The organism is Cytobacillus mangrovibacter (genome assembly GCF_042865275.1).
In the GTDB taxonomy this organism is placed as follows: Bacteria; Bacillota; Bacilli; order Bacillales; family Cytobacillaceae; genus Cytobacillus; species Cytobacillus mangrovibacter.
This window is the reverse complement of sequence record NZ_JBIACJ010000012.1, coordinates 33071-48584: the sequence shown is the minus strand read 5'-3', so window position 1 is coordinate 48584 and position 15514 is coordinate 33071. Positions and strand designations below refer to the sequence as shown.

The 15514-nt window shown below is 33.9% G+C and carries 14 protein-coding genes; 3 read left to right on the top strand and 11 right to left on the bottom strand.

Annotation, left to right across the window (positions count from 1 at the left end):
* Positions 1-5: 5 nt before the first annotated feature.
* Together ACFYKT_RS18375 and ACFYKT_RS18370 are read right to left on the bottom strand one after the other, a co-directional pair.
* Positions 6-800, bottom strand: a complete 795-nt coding sequence (locus ACFYKT_RS18375) for a TnsA endonuclease C-terminal domain-containing protein (protein WP_389222541.1) — start codon at positions 798-800, stop codon at positions 6-8.
* A gap of 181 nt (positions 801-981) precedes the next feature.
* Positions 982-1530 (bottom strand): tyrosine-type recombinase/integrase, encoded by a 549-nt coding sequence (locus ACFYKT_RS18370; RefSeq protein WP_389222580.1) that lies wholly within the window; start codon positions 1528-1530, stop codon positions 982-984.
* Positions 1531-1767: 237 nt separating this feature from the next.
* Between ACFYKT_RS18370 and ACFYKT_RS18365 the strand changes: the two genes are divergently transcribed.
* Positions 1768-2265, top strand: a complete 498-nt coding sequence (locus ACFYKT_RS18365) for a hypothetical protein (protein ID WP_389222539.1) — start codon at positions 1768-1770, stop codon at positions 2263-2265.
* A gap of 47 nt (positions 2266-2312) precedes the next feature.
* Here the strand turns inward: ACFYKT_RS18365 and ACFYKT_RS18360 are convergent, their stop codons facing one another.
* The 4 genes from ACFYKT_RS18360 to ACFYKT_RS18345 form a co-directional block, all read right to left on the bottom strand.
* The gene (locus ACFYKT_RS18360; RefSeq protein ID WP_389222537.1) at positions 2313-2768 is read right to left on the bottom strand and encodes a type I restriction enzyme HsdR N-terminal domain-containing protein; all 456 of its coding nucleotides are present in this window, start codon (positions 2766-2768) and stop codon (positions 2313-2315) included.
* Positions 2769-2822: 54 nt separating this feature from the next.
* Positions 2823-3020, bottom strand: a complete 198-nt coding sequence (locus tag ACFYKT_RS18355; RefSeq protein WP_389222535.1) for a hypothetical protein — start codon at positions 3018-3020, stop codon at positions 2823-2825.
* A 131-nt stretch (positions 3021-3151) separates the two neighbouring features.
* A complete protein-coding gene (locus tag ACFYKT_RS18350; RefSeq protein ID WP_389222533.1) occupies positions 3152-3394 on the bottom strand; it encodes a hypothetical protein in 243 nt (80 codons plus the stop codon).
* Between the two features lie 163 nt (positions 3395-3557).
* Positions 3558-4109, bottom strand: a complete 552-nt coding sequence (locus ACFYKT_RS18345) for a hypothetical protein (protein WP_389222532.1) — start codon at positions 4107-4109, stop codon at positions 3558-3560.
* A gap of 191 nt (positions 4110-4300) precedes the next feature.
* Here ACFYKT_RS18345 and ACFYKT_RS18340 point away from each other — a divergent pair, with 191 nt between their 5' ends.
* Positions 4301-4432, top strand: a complete 132-nt coding sequence (locus ACFYKT_RS18340; protein ID WP_389222530.1) for a hypothetical protein — start codon at positions 4301-4303, stop codon at positions 4430-4432.
* Positions 4433-4985: 553 nt separating this feature from the next.
* On the opposite strand, the gene ACFYKT_RS18335 is transcribed toward ACFYKT_RS18340, so the two are convergent.
* The 3 genes from ACFYKT_RS18335 to ACFYKT_RS18325 form a co-directional block, all read right to left on the bottom strand.
* Complete coding sequence (locus ACFYKT_RS18335) at positions 4986-5429, bottom strand: hypothetical protein (RefSeq protein WP_389222528.1); 444 nt, start codon at positions 5427-5429, stop codon at positions 4986-4988.
* A 23-nt stretch (positions 5430-5452) separates the two neighbouring features.
* Positions 5453-6184, bottom strand: a complete 732-nt coding sequence (locus ACFYKT_RS18330; protein ID WP_389222526.1) for a helix-turn-helix domain-containing protein — start codon at positions 6182-6184, stop codon at positions 5453-5455.
* A gap of 1398 nt (positions 6185-7582) precedes the next feature.
* Positions 7583-9268: a hypothetical protein gene (locus ACFYKT_RS18325; protein WP_389222524.1), complete on the bottom strand. Its 1686-nt coding sequence runs from the start codon at positions 9266-9268 to the stop codon at positions 7583-7585.
* 248 nt (positions 9269-9516) lie between these two features.
* Between ACFYKT_RS18325 and ACFYKT_RS18320 the strand changes: the two genes are divergently transcribed.
* Positions 9517-10512 carry a ParM/StbA family protein gene (locus ACFYKT_RS18320; RefSeq protein WP_389222522.1) on the top strand — a complete coding sequence of 332 codons (996 nt, stop codon included), beginning with the start codon at positions 9517-9519 and terminating at the stop codon, positions 10510-10512.
* A 348-nt stretch (positions 10513-10860) separates the two neighbouring features.
* On the opposite strand, the gene brxL is transcribed toward ACFYKT_RS18320, so the two are convergent.
* Entirely contained in the window at positions 10861-12912 is a 2052-nt protein-coding gene (gene brxL, locus ACFYKT_RS18315) for a protease Lon-related BREX system protein BrxL (RefSeq protein WP_389222520.1), read from the bottom strand.
* A 20-nt stretch (positions 12913-12932) separates the two neighbouring features.
* A complete protein-coding gene (gene pglZ / locus ACFYKT_RS18310) occupies positions 12933-15488 on the bottom strand; it encodes a BREX-1 system phosphatase PglZ type A (protein WP_389222519.1) in 2556 nt (851 codons plus the stop codon).
* Positions 15489-15514: the final 26 nt, after the last annotated feature.

The window sequence follows — 15514 nt, the reverse complement described above, 5'->3', positions numbered from 1 at the left end:
CCCATTTACAATAAAAGATTTTTAACGTTTGTAGATAAATCAATGGTCTTACTCATATCAACTCGTATTTCCTTTTTTGCTAATAAATATCGAAACAGGAATAAGCCTGATCCCTTTTGTAAACCTTCTTGTTTATCAAAGGATTTTAAAACTTCCTTCAAAGGGAATTCATCATTTTCCAAAAAATACTTCAGTAGGGTAATAGATAACTGCTCTTTATCCAAATTCCCTTCGCTACCTAATAGAGTCTCTCTTACCCATTCAATATTCTTAGCCAGTTGCCTTGGTAACTGTTTCTCCGTAAGGACTTTCCAGTCCACTTGACGATTTAACCAGTATCGTCTCTCTATTTCGAGCTTCTCCCATGTTATTTTTCTTTTTAATTCAGAAGTATTTTTTACGGTTCTTGCTACAAACTTTTCATTTCCACCTGGCTCTTTAACTGTCAACAAAAAATTGGTCGTAATCACATAACCTTCCCTTGTTTCTTTATCCTGGAATTTATCAAAACGTAAGTCATCTTTTTCATCAATTACTTCCATAACATCCAGGAGAGGATATGATTCCCTGAGATCTAAAACTTGATTTGCAAACTCAAAGGTTAAAAATGCTCGGTACTGATTATCAGAATTCAAATGGTGTAATCTTCCAGTTTTAACCCCGAAAATCCTTGTTGCTCTTCCCTTAGATGAAAATTCGTTAGTTTTTATCCAAGGAATATAATCTGATCCGACACCTTGTCCTCGACCTTCTGCCATTAAACGCTTAATTTTCGTATTATTCTTCCAGCTTCCACTCATTTACTCCACCTCATTAACTTTAGGCAAAATAAAAACCACGATTCTTTTTAGACAATACCCAAAGTTTTTTTTGAGGTAATGCCCTAAGAAATCGTGGCTTGTTTTAAGATATTCAAATTTTCATTCAACTCTTCTATTCTCCTTTCGATTGCAAATAAACTATATTTATAGAAGAAACTCGTCATAAATTGACTTGAAGATAAATATTATCTAAATCCTCCTGTAATAATCCTAAATATCTTTTTGTTTCAGCGATAGAACGATGATTAAGAGCTAAAGATATATAATCCAAAGAGATACCTTGCTTAAAAGCCCAGTAGCCCCACGATTTCCTCATTCCGTGGCTCCCAAATGGTTCAGTTATACCAACCATATCACAAGCATTATTTAACATCATATTTGCATACTGTCGTGTAATTGGCTTATTGTGACCTACTCTACTTACGAACAGGTATTGTTCAGGTTGACCATTATACTCGGACATATATTCTTTGATGGCCTTGTTTAAATTAGGAGTAACTGGAAAGCGTTTATATTTTCCTGTTTTCTTTTCATTAAGTTCAACGTATTCAACAGGCTTTTTTCCGTTCCATACATTTTTTACTTTCAATCTCAAAATATCACTAATTCGCAATGCTGATGAGATACCAACCATAAATAACAAATAATCCCTTTTATTTTTCCCTCTTAAATATCCTTTTACAGCTTCTAATTGTTTCTTCTCACGAATTGGGCTTACTACATTAATAGAATATCACCTACCTTATAATTTCTTTACTCTATAATTATATCAGGCCTATTTTGGAAAGTACAACCAACGGGCAGATTTTTTAAATTAGAAGATTGTTGATTTAGAGGGATTTCGACCTTGACTCTCCCCGATTTTGTAAAGTAGATATAAGTTTGAAACTTTCTTTATTTTTATACGTATAGTAGGGTATTATCAAATTGAGATTGAGGTGGGAAAATGAATAATAAGAAGATTAAAGATTTAAAAATATCTTTAAAGATTATGGATTCTGTTTCAAACCAAGAATTAGCAAAGGAAGTAAAGGAATTAACATTATTATCCTATGAAACAAAATTAAATGATGACGACTTATTAACTGCTTGTTATTCGAATGCTTCTTTAATTTCGAGCAAAAACGAAGGAAATGGTTTTCCTCTTTTCGAGGACATCAGTTTAATATTTATTAATCATTGTTTGCAATCAGCAAAAGGGGATGCATCAATTTTTATTACAACTCCTAACGAAACATATCCTCTCATTGAAATCAATAAGAAACCAATTGATTCTAACCATCCAGGAATTACTCTTCAGAGAATTGAACAACACCTTCAGATTCACACAAACCAAAATTTTATATTAATTAATGAAAAGATTCAACAATACTTAGTCGATAATAATATGGTTTTTTGTTCAAATGGAATTTTGGAGAAAAACTCCATTGTTGAGGTTTGGTAAATTGAAAAAGGAATGGATTATATAAATGATCCGCTCCTTTTTTTTGTTTAGCTTTGTAATGATATGATGTATTTATGATTATTCACATTAACTAAGTCGATGTAATTAGGCAATTCCTGCAACGGCATATAACATTCAGAACTTTCATTCCATGTTTCAACGAAAAGTTCAGCACCATTAGTAACCGCAACAGTGTTTGCATATAGAACTTCTTCATAATCATATGCCTGTTCAAATACATCGTCTGTCAACGGTATTTTCTTGGATTTGCCTTCATATATTTCAATTACTCTCAAACATTGATCACCGTCTTCCTTATGGTCAATACTTTCAAATTCAACCTTTATGTCAATTCTTAAATCATCATAAAACTCTTGTAATTCACTTAAAAATTTAAATTCGTTGTATCCATTATCAGGAAGGGAATCTAAATTGCTGTTTGTAAACAGGTGTGTAACCGAGGTTCTTGCTATCTGGTTTGAATCAGAATAATTGCATTCCACATTTGGATGGATTTTAACTCCTAACTTATTAACATATGGGGAAACCTATGTTATTCATTCCTCTAATTCAAGTAAAGGAATCTGAAAATAATAATTTGAAATATCAGCAATAACAAGGGGTTCAATTTCATTGTAATCATCGTATATAATCGAATTTCTTTCTATTTGATCTATTAACCTTGCCTCTTCTGTTAGCTTCTCTACGATTCTTTCAATCAGCTCTTTTGTAATTATTTCATTAAAAGACTTCATTGCTTAATTTTCCTTCTTTCAATTTGTATTTTTATTGGAAATTATTAATTAATGGGGTTTTTATTCGTTTTTTCAGCTATTATTTTCATCTATTAGATGAAAACAGGATATTAAACATTTAGAGGATAATTTCATTGGGAGGAGTAAAGAGGACTACTAATATCATCATATACCTGATTTTCCCTATATTCATTGAGATAATATTTTATAAGAATTCCCTCTGCTTTGCTCTTATCTGGCATTTCCTGCAAACACCAAATTAAACCTTCCCAAGCCAGTGCTTTCAGGTGATACTCAATATCCATGATATTATAGCAATCTCTTTCTCTTGCATTTCGATACTTCATTCGGGTTCTATCAACTAAGATGTTCATGTTCAATTCCTCCTTCCCTATATTTATATTCTATTTGATGTATGGGCCTCCTACAACGTTGTTTATGTCGGAGGCTGTTTTAATCCAACTACTGATCTGCTTCATACTCATAATCTTTAAAAGACAAAGGATATTGCTTGCGAAGAGGAGGGATTAGAGGGGATTATTGAGCTAACTTTAAACCTTCCAATTTTGCCATCCGTTCACTTTTTATTTCCTCTAAAAAGGAAACTTTCATTTTTAGATTGGCAGTAATGTTGTTAATAATAACTCCAATATCAAATCTATCCAGAGATTGATTTTCACAATTAATGCGGTGTGAATTCACATGTACTTCCTCGCAATCCTCACAATAGTGAGACTCAGTAAAAGTATGAAATACCTTTAAACTACCATCTTCGAATAAGAAGATTTCAGTACTGATTTCACTATCTCCATCCTCTGTTTCTTCATAGAATTCACCTGAAAAATACACTAAAGTGCCATTGAGGATTTCTCCACCAGTGTTCCTAAAATATTCTTCTTCATCGTAATAACCCGCATCCTGCCCAGAAGCAGTTTCATACACTGGCTCAAAGAGTAGTTCTTGTTTAGCAACTTTAATAATTTCAATGAGCTTGCCCATTTCAATTTCATAGATATTTTGATCCATTACTGCAATCTCCTTCTTTGTTTGATTGATTTGTATTACCAATTGGTTAATAGTGTTTGTCATTTTAAATTCTCCTGTTCATAATTAGTTGTGGGTTTTAAATAGAGTAATTCATATTCGAAAATAAGTTGATTGTTTCACAGCCTCGATAATACACCAAGAAATTTGTTGAGCATTGAAGAACGATCATTAATGAATGATTTGGATGCTTCAACTAATTCATAGTTTGATAGCAATTTAGGAGTCTGTCTCAAATGGCTCATTGGAATTTGTTAAGTGTTTTGTCTGTAGAGGCTTTAAGTGGAAAGCGTTGGGTAGACTATCGTTTAGATAGTTTGAGGATAAAGATGAAGGTTGATTATCGAACAATTCAAGCGTCTATATAGAGCATCTTTCTCACCCCTTTCATTTTGAATGTCATCTTATAAAACAAATTGATAGTCATTAACTACCACATTGCTTTTCTATGGGCATTGCTTACAGTTATTATAATAATACACAAGTTACCCATAGTCAATAATATTTTTAATATTCCCCAAAGGTAAAATTCCGAGATTTATGTTCTCCTTTTATTTAGTTGCCATGAGAACATTATTAGAAACTGTTTAAACAATTAAAAAAGACCATCATAGCAGATGATCTCTTGTATTGAAACTGTACCGTTAGTCGAAGAACTCGGCTTAAATTTTTCTTTTATCTTTAGGAATTCTAATATAAACCACCAATTCACCTATTTAATTATCACTGACAAGACTTTCATATCCACAAAAATTTTGTGGCGGTGAAACGAAAAAAGTAATCTTCAATATTGAAGCATTCTTCACAACAGAATAACACAATTGGCGTTTTTATAACAACTTTATAATGTATAAACACTTCATTCAATAACTAACCATATTTTCTCTTAACATTATTTGCAGATTATATGGATATACTTGGTTAGGAATAATCAAATCCAAACTTGTCAATTTCCTTATAGGTTTTCCAACCATAATTCAATACTTCTTCTCGAAACCATTTAAACGGATATCGTAATTCTATGCCTCTATCGTCATATATATTGATGATCAGTTGTTCAATTTCCTCTTTTTCTGAGTATGTTGGATTTGTAAATTTGACACTATGGTGTGTAATTCCCCAACTTATTTTATAATAACTTAATTTCTCAGGATCTATTTTCGAATAGGAAGAACCTGTGTAACATGACTTTTCAACATTTACAATAAATTTTTCATCTATTATCATTCTAATTTTTAGGGATTCAGGTTTATATTGGTCTACCTTTACCACCTTTTTAAAGAAAAACAACCATTTTTCCTCAATTTCTTTCGTACCTACCTTAATTCTATCATCTACCCAAATATATTCTATTCTAATGCCCACTTTCAAACCCTCTTTAATCCAGTTTATAGAGAAACTAAATCAGACTTTTTAAACAACAATTTAAGGGTGGTTCCTTCCTTTGCAACAATCCACTCTTGACTCCCAATAGGTAAAGATAAGATCCCACCTTGATAATCCCTAATGAAATTTTCATATTTGGCTACAGCAATCTTTACTGCTTCTTTCCAATCTTTTAAATCAGAAAATTCCTGCATTATTTTATGGTCAAATTCTATCGTATATGTAATATCCATGCTTGGGATTTCGATAGTCTTGATTAACAAAAATTGCTTGTGTTCTAATTCCCGCAAAGAATGAATTTGTTTAATAACAACTGTTAGTTTATCAATGGCATTTGCTTCCTCAGCAAATGAATACTCAAAAGTCGCATTGATTATTCGAATCAACGCTTCTTGCTCTTCTCTATTTATTAGCCTTTCATTAAACACCCCTGGCAGTTTTATATTAGTTAAACGAAAAACATCTTCAATCGAATATCCCTCTTGCTCCTGAACGTTGATAAGGCTTTCGTAGCCAAACGAAAGAAAGACCTCACGCATGTCCAGGTTTAGTGCCTTGGATAGTTCTGCAACAACATCGAAACTTGGTTTGGTCTTCTGTCCATTCTCTAATCTATTTATGTATGATGCAGTGATTAAGCCATTTGTTTTTTCTGAAAGCTCACTTAGCGTAAGATTTTGCTCGGTACGTGACCGCTTTACAATCAAACCAAAACCAAACTTATTTTCGCTCATTTCAAATCCCTCCTCTCAATAATTAAGATTAAACCAATTTCAATCTTACACATAGAATAACAAAAACTATCATGAATCGTAACTATTTCAAGATTAGCACTTAATACACTGTTGAGCTAAAATTCAACCTGGTCAAAACATAACCCTATATTACGCAGTAAAAAAACTTCATTAGCAGTTTCAAATTGCGAAATTCGTTGGCATTCTGCAATTTCCCCTTTTCAATTTCTATAAGATTCTTTCCATATCAAAGGAAAAAGACATAACTGTTATCTTACAAGCTGACGCTTGTTGATTGAGACCACCACCTACAAATTGTAGCTCTCAATCAATTGCGGACTCATATGGGTCTATCGAAGTTTCCCATAAGGGGTAACATTTAATAGTCGCTAACGCTCGGAAATTCATGGATGTATCTGTAACTCCCCAAAGGAATACTCCCATTACTGCCTTTCCATAGTTCATCCTATTGAATGACACAACAAATCATGGTACCCAATTGCGGTGTTATCAGCGGCCGCAAATGTTGTAATAGTCGTTCGTTTGAAAAACTGCAATAGGAGTAGGCAATCCTAATTAAAGTTGTAAATTTATCTATCTGTATAAAGAAGCATTTTATGAATCATACAACTTTTAATGTGATATTCAGAATTCAATCAATATCGAAGGTTAAACGAATATTTTCCATTAATCCAATTGAATTGCAGTATCCAAAGATATTCCATTAACTCAATACATGGCTTTCGTTATAACATGGGATGGAATCTTTTCATCGCCTTCTACATTATGATAATATCCACTTCTATCAGGAAAAAATTAAATTTATCTCGTATTCCAAATTGGATTTTAATGTGATGATCAGCAATTGCATAGGGTTGGAATACCAAAACCTTTCCAATAGAGTATCTTGAAAATTTGACTGATGTTGGTTAGAACATTATGTTTGCTTCCATCTGTCGAGAGATGCTTATTGGATTTCACTTTTTTGTTTATTAAATGCCGTATTCCTCTCATGAATTCTATTTGAGTCCGCAAAACGTCTAATTGCGGAATACTTATATCCATAATCGAAGCAGTAAACTAATTAGTTTAGCATCAATCCACATAGGGAATTGCAGTAGCTCCAAATTGATAGTCCCTTCTTTCTAAGGACACTCAATTAACCGTTAGCCATCTTCTTTAAATTAGTAGTTGTAATTTGGTGGCAAATACTTTTTCTTTAATTACGCCAGACGAACAGCAGATACAACAAGTTGATTAACAGTCCACTCCACCAATGTTCATTACTTGTAAGGCGACTTCTTTGGCAAAATTCAAATACCATTATTGGGTGAAAGTTACAAAATAAAAAGCCAACATAAAAAGTTGGCTTCAGCAAGATATTCCATTAACATTGGTTTATTTTAAAATGATTCTTTGCCACTCGTTTTTAAATCCTTGTGACTCAATAAAGGACTGGCATGCCTTAATGATCCTTGAAAAATTCCCCTTGTCGATTTCCCCAAATTTATCTCTTATTTCCTTCTTTTGTATAGACTCCCTTCCTTCACTTAAAGCTACATTAATAGTAGCTTTTACAATCTCTACTTGTTCCTCAAATTTTGTTTTCTTCTTATTTGTTTCGGTTTTCCTTTTATTAACATTCATTATTTCTTTTTTATACTGAACTCCTGGTAGTTGTTGCAAAATCAAATCTACCGCATCCTGGTTAGTTGTAAATACATACATCTTGGCTTGCTTGCTATTATCTCGGTTAATCCTTTTAATCCCTTGATAGATTTCTCCAGCTACGGCTGATTTTCGAATACTCTCTACTTCTTCATGGCGGAATACGCATACATCTTCAACAGGCTTATTGTCAATTCTTCTGTAAAATAGATAGGTTAATGCATAGGTTAGATAATCAAAATTGGGTGTCTTTAGAACTACTACGTTTTCAAATTCTCTGTAAGAATTCACTCCAATTATATTGCCAAAGTAATCAACCTTGAAGTTTTCGTTTATGGCAGTTGTGATTTCTTCATCATCCATACCTGTAGAAGACAAAAAATCCCCTAACTTTTCTTCAAGTTGGGCTTGATTATCTTTATCTGTAATGAACAATGTTCTTTCTTTTGAATTGAGAGATATTATTTCAAGTGCTTGTTCGTGAAGATTGATTTGGCGGGATAATTCCTTCTTGCTTGTTTTTACTTCATAATGATAAAAAGTGGAGGAGGAGTATTCATAGGATTTAGGTTGATGTCTGATGTGGAATTTATTTGAGAGGGAATAACGAAAATCAAAGCCGTTGGCATCTAAAATGATATTATTGTCCAACATTTTAAACCTAAATTGATTATCAAATGTGTAAAGATTTTCCTCATAGAGAAAGCATCCATTGGTTACTATTTGCAACATCCTTGAAAGCAAGATTTTATCTGACTTATCACTAATACTTTCGATAATATCAGGTAATTTTGATTTTATTACAACATACTCTGGTTCATGAAAATCGATATAAACCATTTGATTCGCCTTGTCATGATTCGTTTTTTTATTGCACTCTGAAAACTTATCTCTGAGCATTTGTGATAAGTTTTCGATTGTTTCGTTTCGATATTTGTATTGCACAAACCATAAATAACCAATATCTTGTTCGGATACAGCGATTTTTTCCAATAAATCTGGATACTCGTCTATGATTAGCGTATTTCTGTTATCCATAAGCTCGGGATGGCTACCCCTACAAATTTCGCTATACATTCTGTGTGTAATACAAAGAACTTGTGCTTCCTTTGCCTGATTCTTTCGCTTCTTGCTCTTAGTATCCTTGCCAGTAAAAGCAACAGCAACCTGCATACCTGCATGTTCATTAATTGAAGCAACTGTATGATTTAGTTCATCATCTCGAATAAAACGTTGAACATACAGGACACGATAAGAAGAATATACTTTAGTCATTTCGCCGATATATTGATGGCTGTTTCTACTCTTTCCAGTCCCAGCCTCATAATCGAATACATGAAAGCGATTCCTGTCCCATTTTTCCTTATTCATTACCTGCTCTCGTAATTCGTCAAAGTAGTTCAGTTTTTCTGTCATTTCATTACTTCCTCCTAAATAAGTTAGTTTTCACTCACTTATGGTAATTGGAGACGAAGAAATTTAAAATACTATACTGGTTCTACCTTGTTCGAGTCCTTAATAACTCTTCTAACTGAGGAATCCATAAATTCGCCCTTTATCCGACCTAATAAAACAAAAATATGCGATTTTTTCTTATAATTTCGCCCCTAATGCATATAAGATAACATAGTAAAAAATATATTAAATCAAGGAGGTCTTATAGAATGAATAACAAATTTTTAATTAGTATTGATAGTGGCAAGGCTTACACAAAAGGAGTAATCAGAAATGGAGATGGGATAATCGATAAAGTTCTATTTCGTACAAAAGTAGCTGAGGTTAGTGGTGGTATGGGGGTTGAGGTATTATCACAATCCGATAGTTATTTAGTTGAATATGATGGAAAAACTTATCTCATAGGAGACATGCTGAGTGAGGATCGATCAAACTATGATTTTACTAAACAAACAAATGATCATTTAATATGTATCTATCTGGCAATTACAAAACTATTGGAGAAATCAATACAATCACATGCCTTAGCAAAAATTGATTTAGCTGTAAACATCCCACTTAGTCTTTACAAAAATGAGGTAAAGAAAAAGGAGTTTGAAGAATTTATAAGAAATGAAGGAAAAGTCATTGGGATTGCAGTAAACCAAGTACCTTACTCTTTTTCTATAAATTCAATCCTATTATTGCCCGAAGCAATGGGGCCAATATACAAGAATATGAGTGAATATCGAGGAAATCGAGTTTTGGTTATAGATGTTGGTTCATTAAATACAAGTATTTTGGAATTTAATAGGCTGGTTCCTCAGTTTGATCGAATGGTGGTAAGCACATTGGGAATCAATATCCTTCGTTCTACTCTTGCAGAAAGTCTTTCAAGCCATTACGGAATCACTATCTCTGATGACGATACCGAACAAGTTTTACGAGAGAAGTATCTATATTTATATGGTGAAAAGCAAAAAGAGAGCTATAATATTATTGAAACGGTAATAACCGATCATGTAATGCGTATTTTTAATTATGCTAAAAGCAGAAAAATCACCTTTGCCAATACTAATGTCATCTTATGTGGTGGTGGAGCTATTTTACTAAAAGAATATCTCCTCAATAAATTTCCATCTGCAAAAATTGTACCAGATGCACAGTTTGCCAATGTCCTCTCCTTCTATCAAGTTTTAGAGGCGAAAGATAATGGCAAATCGTAAATTATCTATCTCCTTTAAGGTAAAGTACCTACATGTTTATCATTATCTGCAACAATTAAAGGACAACAAAGAAAACGTTAGCGATTATATATGTAAATTAGTCGAGAAGGATATGAACAATAGCGATAACTTTCAATCCTTAGAAGAAATACGGAAGATAGTCTTCGATATATTGCAAGCTAACAATCTCTCGCAAACCACCTCTCCAAGCCATTCTTTTACAATCTCCAATCAGAAACTCTCCGATGAAGATATTGACCTTTTAAATCAACTGTTTTAATGCTATAAATGCAAAATGAGAGACGTTACCATGTAGTATAACACCTCTCATTTTACATAACGCTCTAATTAACTTACTCCCAATGCTTTAAACACAGCATCAATCGGATCTGCATAGAAGATAGGTTGAACTTTTATTAATAAATCAGATGGAACAGTTTGGAAGTCTACTACAGATGATGCAGGAATTAGAACCTTTTTAGCCCCCGCATCCACGCACACTTGTAAGACGTTAGCCAGCTCCTCTACCTTTTCAATCGTTCCCCCTACAGTCATGTTCCCTAAGACAACGGTACTTTCTTGTACAGGCTTTTCTAATGCCCCTGAACATAGACCGATTAATTCCGCAACAGCTAATTGAGGAGTTAAGCCAATCCCTTGCAGATCAGCAATGTGCATTAGATAATCTTTTGTTTTAATTACTATTGAGCCACTAATGCTTTTGCTGTTCGCAGTAAAATAACGGTAAGCAGTATCTAAACTTTCCTTCACAGCTCGGTTTGATCCAACACCTGATTTTTCAAATTTACCTGAACCTGAAACAACCTGATTTTCGAGTTTAAAAACACCAATCATACCAGATTCACCGACTCCAACAGAATACACATGCCCTGGTTTCCCCATGCCCTCTGGTATAAGTTTACCTCCACCCTGTTCTGGGACAGAAACATATTCTTCCTGCAACGATTCTTTATCGATGTAGGAGAACATCACATCGTAGAATTCCATTCCGCCAATTTTTTTAAGTTGTTCTTTTACTCGTCTACGCCCTTCTAAGGCATATTGAAGAACTTCCTCTACATCCTCTTTCGTATATTCCTCATGAGGATATAATAGCTTCATAAGCCCTGATACCGTTCTTCTTACACCATTTACATCACGTTGATTTAGATTATTGCCGAGCTTAAAGTATCGATCAACTGAATCACTGAATGACCGTTTTCTCATTTCCCTAAAATACTCAGCTAAATAATCTACTATGAAACCATAACGATCTGTGAAGAAATCGGGTCTCATTTTCGGAATTTCCCATCCAGGAAGGTAATAGTGCATTCGATCAAAGAACGCAGAGTCGTTTGCCATTTCTTCGGGAAATGGTGCAAATAAGTGTGAAGTTTTGATTAAAGAATCAACACTTTGATTGATATTTCCGACAAAAACCATGGAAGCTGAGGCCGCTTTTTCTTCTTTTCCTCTGGCAAAGGAACCACTCGCCATATAATCCTTCATAATCTGAATGCCGTCTTTATCTTTAAACTTAATGCCCGCAACTTCATCAAAAGCTACAACATCCCACATTCCAACCAAACCAACTGTTCTTGAAGACATATTGTAGAAAAGGTTGGCTACGGTTGTTTGTCCGCCTGAAACCAAAATGGAATTTGGCGAAATTTCTTTATATACATGGCTCTTTCCCGTTCCTCTTGGGCCGAGTTCACACATATTGTAATTATTTTCCACAAGAGGTACGAGACGAAGAAGCAAATGCCACTTAACTCGATTATCGAGTTGGGTTGGCTCCATTCCCGTAGAACGAACAAGTATGTCAATCCATTCATCTTTGGTAAATGCTTTTCTTCCCTCAATAATTTCATTCAAATCCATGTTCGGCATTTGGATTGGTTTAAGATTGCTAATGCTAAATGGACTCATATTCCTCTGCTCTTCATCATAGAAGTAATCGAGTTTTAACATACACCAGATACCGCCTGATAGTAACTTATCAAACTCCTTCACGTAATTCGGAGAGATTGGAACGTCTTTTAATCCTAAGTTTGAAAACTCTGCTTCATAAATATCTTTCTTCGGATTTAAACGAACGGTTACTTTATCGATGACAGAGTATTGACCGATTTCTCTTATTTTACTCTTAATCTTTTCCGCTTCATCAGGTCGTACAAAATTCTCGGAAAGAATTTTCTTTACTCTCGCTACTCCTTCTTGAATACTATCATCATCATCTGTGGCCGCATACATTCCTAACAAATATTCAAGTACATAGACTGGTACGTTTGCCCCTTCTTTAATCAGCTTGGTTAAGTCTTTTCGAACGACACGCCCTGCAAAGACACTATTCAATTTTTTATCTAATTCAAGCGTATTTACTTCATTCTCGGTCAACGTCATTTCCCTCCCCTATGTTAGAAATCAAAATCGCTAACAATTCCCAAGTTAATGTTAAATGGAATTTTTTCTAAGATGACACCTGTTTCAACATCTTTTACAGTCAGATAATAATGTTTGTTTTTATCATACGTAACCGTTTTTAAGGCAAAACGTAACTTAAATGTACGTTCTTCTGGATTTTCTGATGTGCGATCACCGATAATTGTTTCTTCATTGGAAATGACACTACCCTCTTCATCTGCCATATAAATTAATACAGTTCTCGGAACAACCTTATCTTCTACTCTTTCTGTTTGGAAGAACGACAGGTGGAATAAACTATTTGTTATTTTACGTGTTGAACTCGTCAGTTTGATATCCACTTTAACAATTTCTTTACTATTGGCTTGTCCTCTTCGGATATTTTTGTACTTGATTAAAGGCACAACAATTTCTTGAAGACTGGCTCCCCCATGGACAAAATTTACACCAGATCCTTGTATCTTGAATCGAATTGTTGCTTTTGGAACGTACACATTCAATTGGTTCTTGTTTTGAATGACGGAATCTAAATTAATATTTAGAATACCATCCATTTCTCGTTTTTCTTTCGATATCATATATCTTCTTTTCACTTCAATTGTCTTAATATCCTCTTTTTCAATCTTATCGCTCTCCACTAATGCATCTCGTTGATAGACAAATCCATGATCTGCTGTAACCAAAATATTCGTTCCAGATAAATCATCCCGAATAATTTTGATTAACGTAGAAATTTCATCAATTGCCTTCTCAACCGCATCAAAAGTATAGATTTCAGTAGAAGCCTTATCACCCATAGCATCAATCGTATCGTGGTAAATGTAAACGAGCTTTTTCCCTTTAAAGTATTCTCTTCTGCCTGCTTTGTTCATTGCAAAAACTTCTGTTGCATGAACTGCTACACTATCTGCCACAGTTGATTCAATGATATCCTTACGATTTTCGATTCCACTCGAAGACTTGCCATCAACCAATACTCTCGCATTTTCATTAACATCTATAACCTTATGAGGTAGTAATGAAGCCATACCGAGCTTTGTAACAGAAGGTACAACACTAAGGATTGGTTCAATCTCACAAGCACCTAACGTTTCGGCATTAAGCCTTTCGGCTATTTCAACCCCGACCTCATATCGCAGTGCATCCGATATAATGACAAATATTCGTTCTCCCTTATACACTTTTGGAGCAACATACTGCTTATAAAAATCTTGTTGATTCGTAATGCCAGGAAGAACCCAATTGTCTTTCATATCTGTTTCTACAGCCATTGACCAATGAGAGCTTAAATCACCCATGTACCAATTTGTATAAAGATTTTCCACCATTGCTTTCAACTTTTTCAAAATTTCACTATTTGGTTCTTGATCAAATGCCACATAAAATTTGCGATAGTATGTATCCATTGCATGATACTCATTGACGTAATTCTTCCACATATCAATCGCAGTTGATTTTGGAATTCCTAAATTGTATTTCTTGTAAAACTCATACATTCTTACTGTATAGAATAACGCCTCATAGACGGTCTGGAATCTCTCATAGAAGTGTTTGACTCTTCTTAAATTAATGAGCTTCGTATATTCCTCGTAATCTTCATGCGATGCTTCAAGGCTGTTCGCAATATAAATGATGATTGCTTTATCAAAATAAGGGAACGTATCAGCGTTTTTAAAGGCTTCGATTGGTAATTGGCGAACTATATCAGCCAATTGTATCTCTTGTTCTACGATTTCAGCTAACTCATTGTAAACCTGATAATCAACCTTATGATGCATCCAATGATCGATAAAGACTAAGCTATTGGACTTGTTTCTATCTGCGATAAAACTCTTTAAATTAGAAATCGCTGACTCTTCTATTGAATGGCTCAATGCCGTTACAGTTAAATGCATAAAAAAGGTTTTCAGCGAACGATTTTCTCTGTCGTAGCCATACAAACTTGAAACGTACTTCCAGAAAACATGTAGATCAAAATGCTTCTCCATTAAAACAATGTACTTGTTCTCTTCCTCAGAAAGACTTTCCTTCAATACCGCTTTTAGTACCTCTTCAAAGTCAGGTGTTTTTAAACTACATAAAGCACTCATTATTGCAATTTCAATCGTCTCTTCCGAAAAGACCTGAATCCCATAAGACTTAAATTTCTGAGTGTGCTTTTTATTGAAAAACTTCTCATATTTTTTCACAACCGATCTTAATGAAGGATCAATCCCTAAGTCACCTAACAATAGAGAAATCTTGTCTGCGTAAAACGTTTTTGAATAGTAAACCGTATCAATAAGCCAGTTTTCTTCCACACTTAAATCATCATTAGTATAAATGAGATAATGGGAGGTCGGATCTTCTTCTTCAAGTAAATATTTAGTGTAGAAATTATTTTGATCTGTTAATTGATGCACTTTTACATGATCTATAGAGATTTGGTCAATTTCTTCTACAAACTCTCTGTCCTTATCCACCCAAAATACAATTTTTCTTTGCTCACTATCGTCAAGTGGTTCATTAAACGTTGCGGTTAATGTGGATACTACCTGATCTAAATTCAATTCTTCGCCTCCTTACAATAATCTCC

Excerpts from the sequence above, each read along its gene's own strand:
- ACFYKT_RS18375 (WP_389222541.1), bottom strand. The coding sequence starts at position 800 with ATGAGTGGAAGCTGGAAGAATAATACGAAAATTAAGCGTTTAATGGCA.
- ACFYKT_RS18365 (WP_389222539.1), top strand. The coding sequence starts at position 1,768 with ATGAATAATAAGAAGATTAAAGATTTAAAAATATCTTTAAAGATTATG.
- ACFYKT_RS18355 (WP_389222535.1), bottom strand. The coding sequence starts at position 3,020 with ATGAAGTCTTTTAATGAAATAATTACAAAAGAGCTGATTGAAAGAATC.
- ACFYKT_RS18350 (WP_389222533.1), bottom strand. The coding sequence starts at position 3,394 with ATGAACATCTTAGTTGATAGAACCCGAATGAAGTATCGAAATGCAAGA.
- ACFYKT_RS18345 (WP_389222532.1), bottom strand. The coding sequence starts at position 4,109 with ATGACAAACACTATTAACCAATTGGTAATACAAATCAATCAAACAAAG.
- ACFYKT_RS18340 (WP_389222530.1), top strand. The coding sequence starts at position 4,301 with ATGGCTCATTGGAATTTGTTAAGTGTTTTGTCTGTAGAGGCTTTAAGT.
- ACFYKT_RS18330 (WP_389222526.1), bottom strand. The coding sequence starts at position 6,184 with ATGAGCGAAAATAAGTTTGGTTTTGGTTTGATTGTAAAGCGGTCACGT.
- ACFYKT_RS18325 (WP_389222524.1), bottom strand. The coding sequence starts at position 9,268 with ATGACAGAAAAACTGAACTACTTTGACGAATTACGAGAGCAGGTAATG.
- ACFYKT_RS18320 (WP_389222522.1), top strand. The coding sequence starts at position 9,517 with ATGAATAACAAATTTTTAATTAGTATTGATAGTGGCAAGGCTTACACA.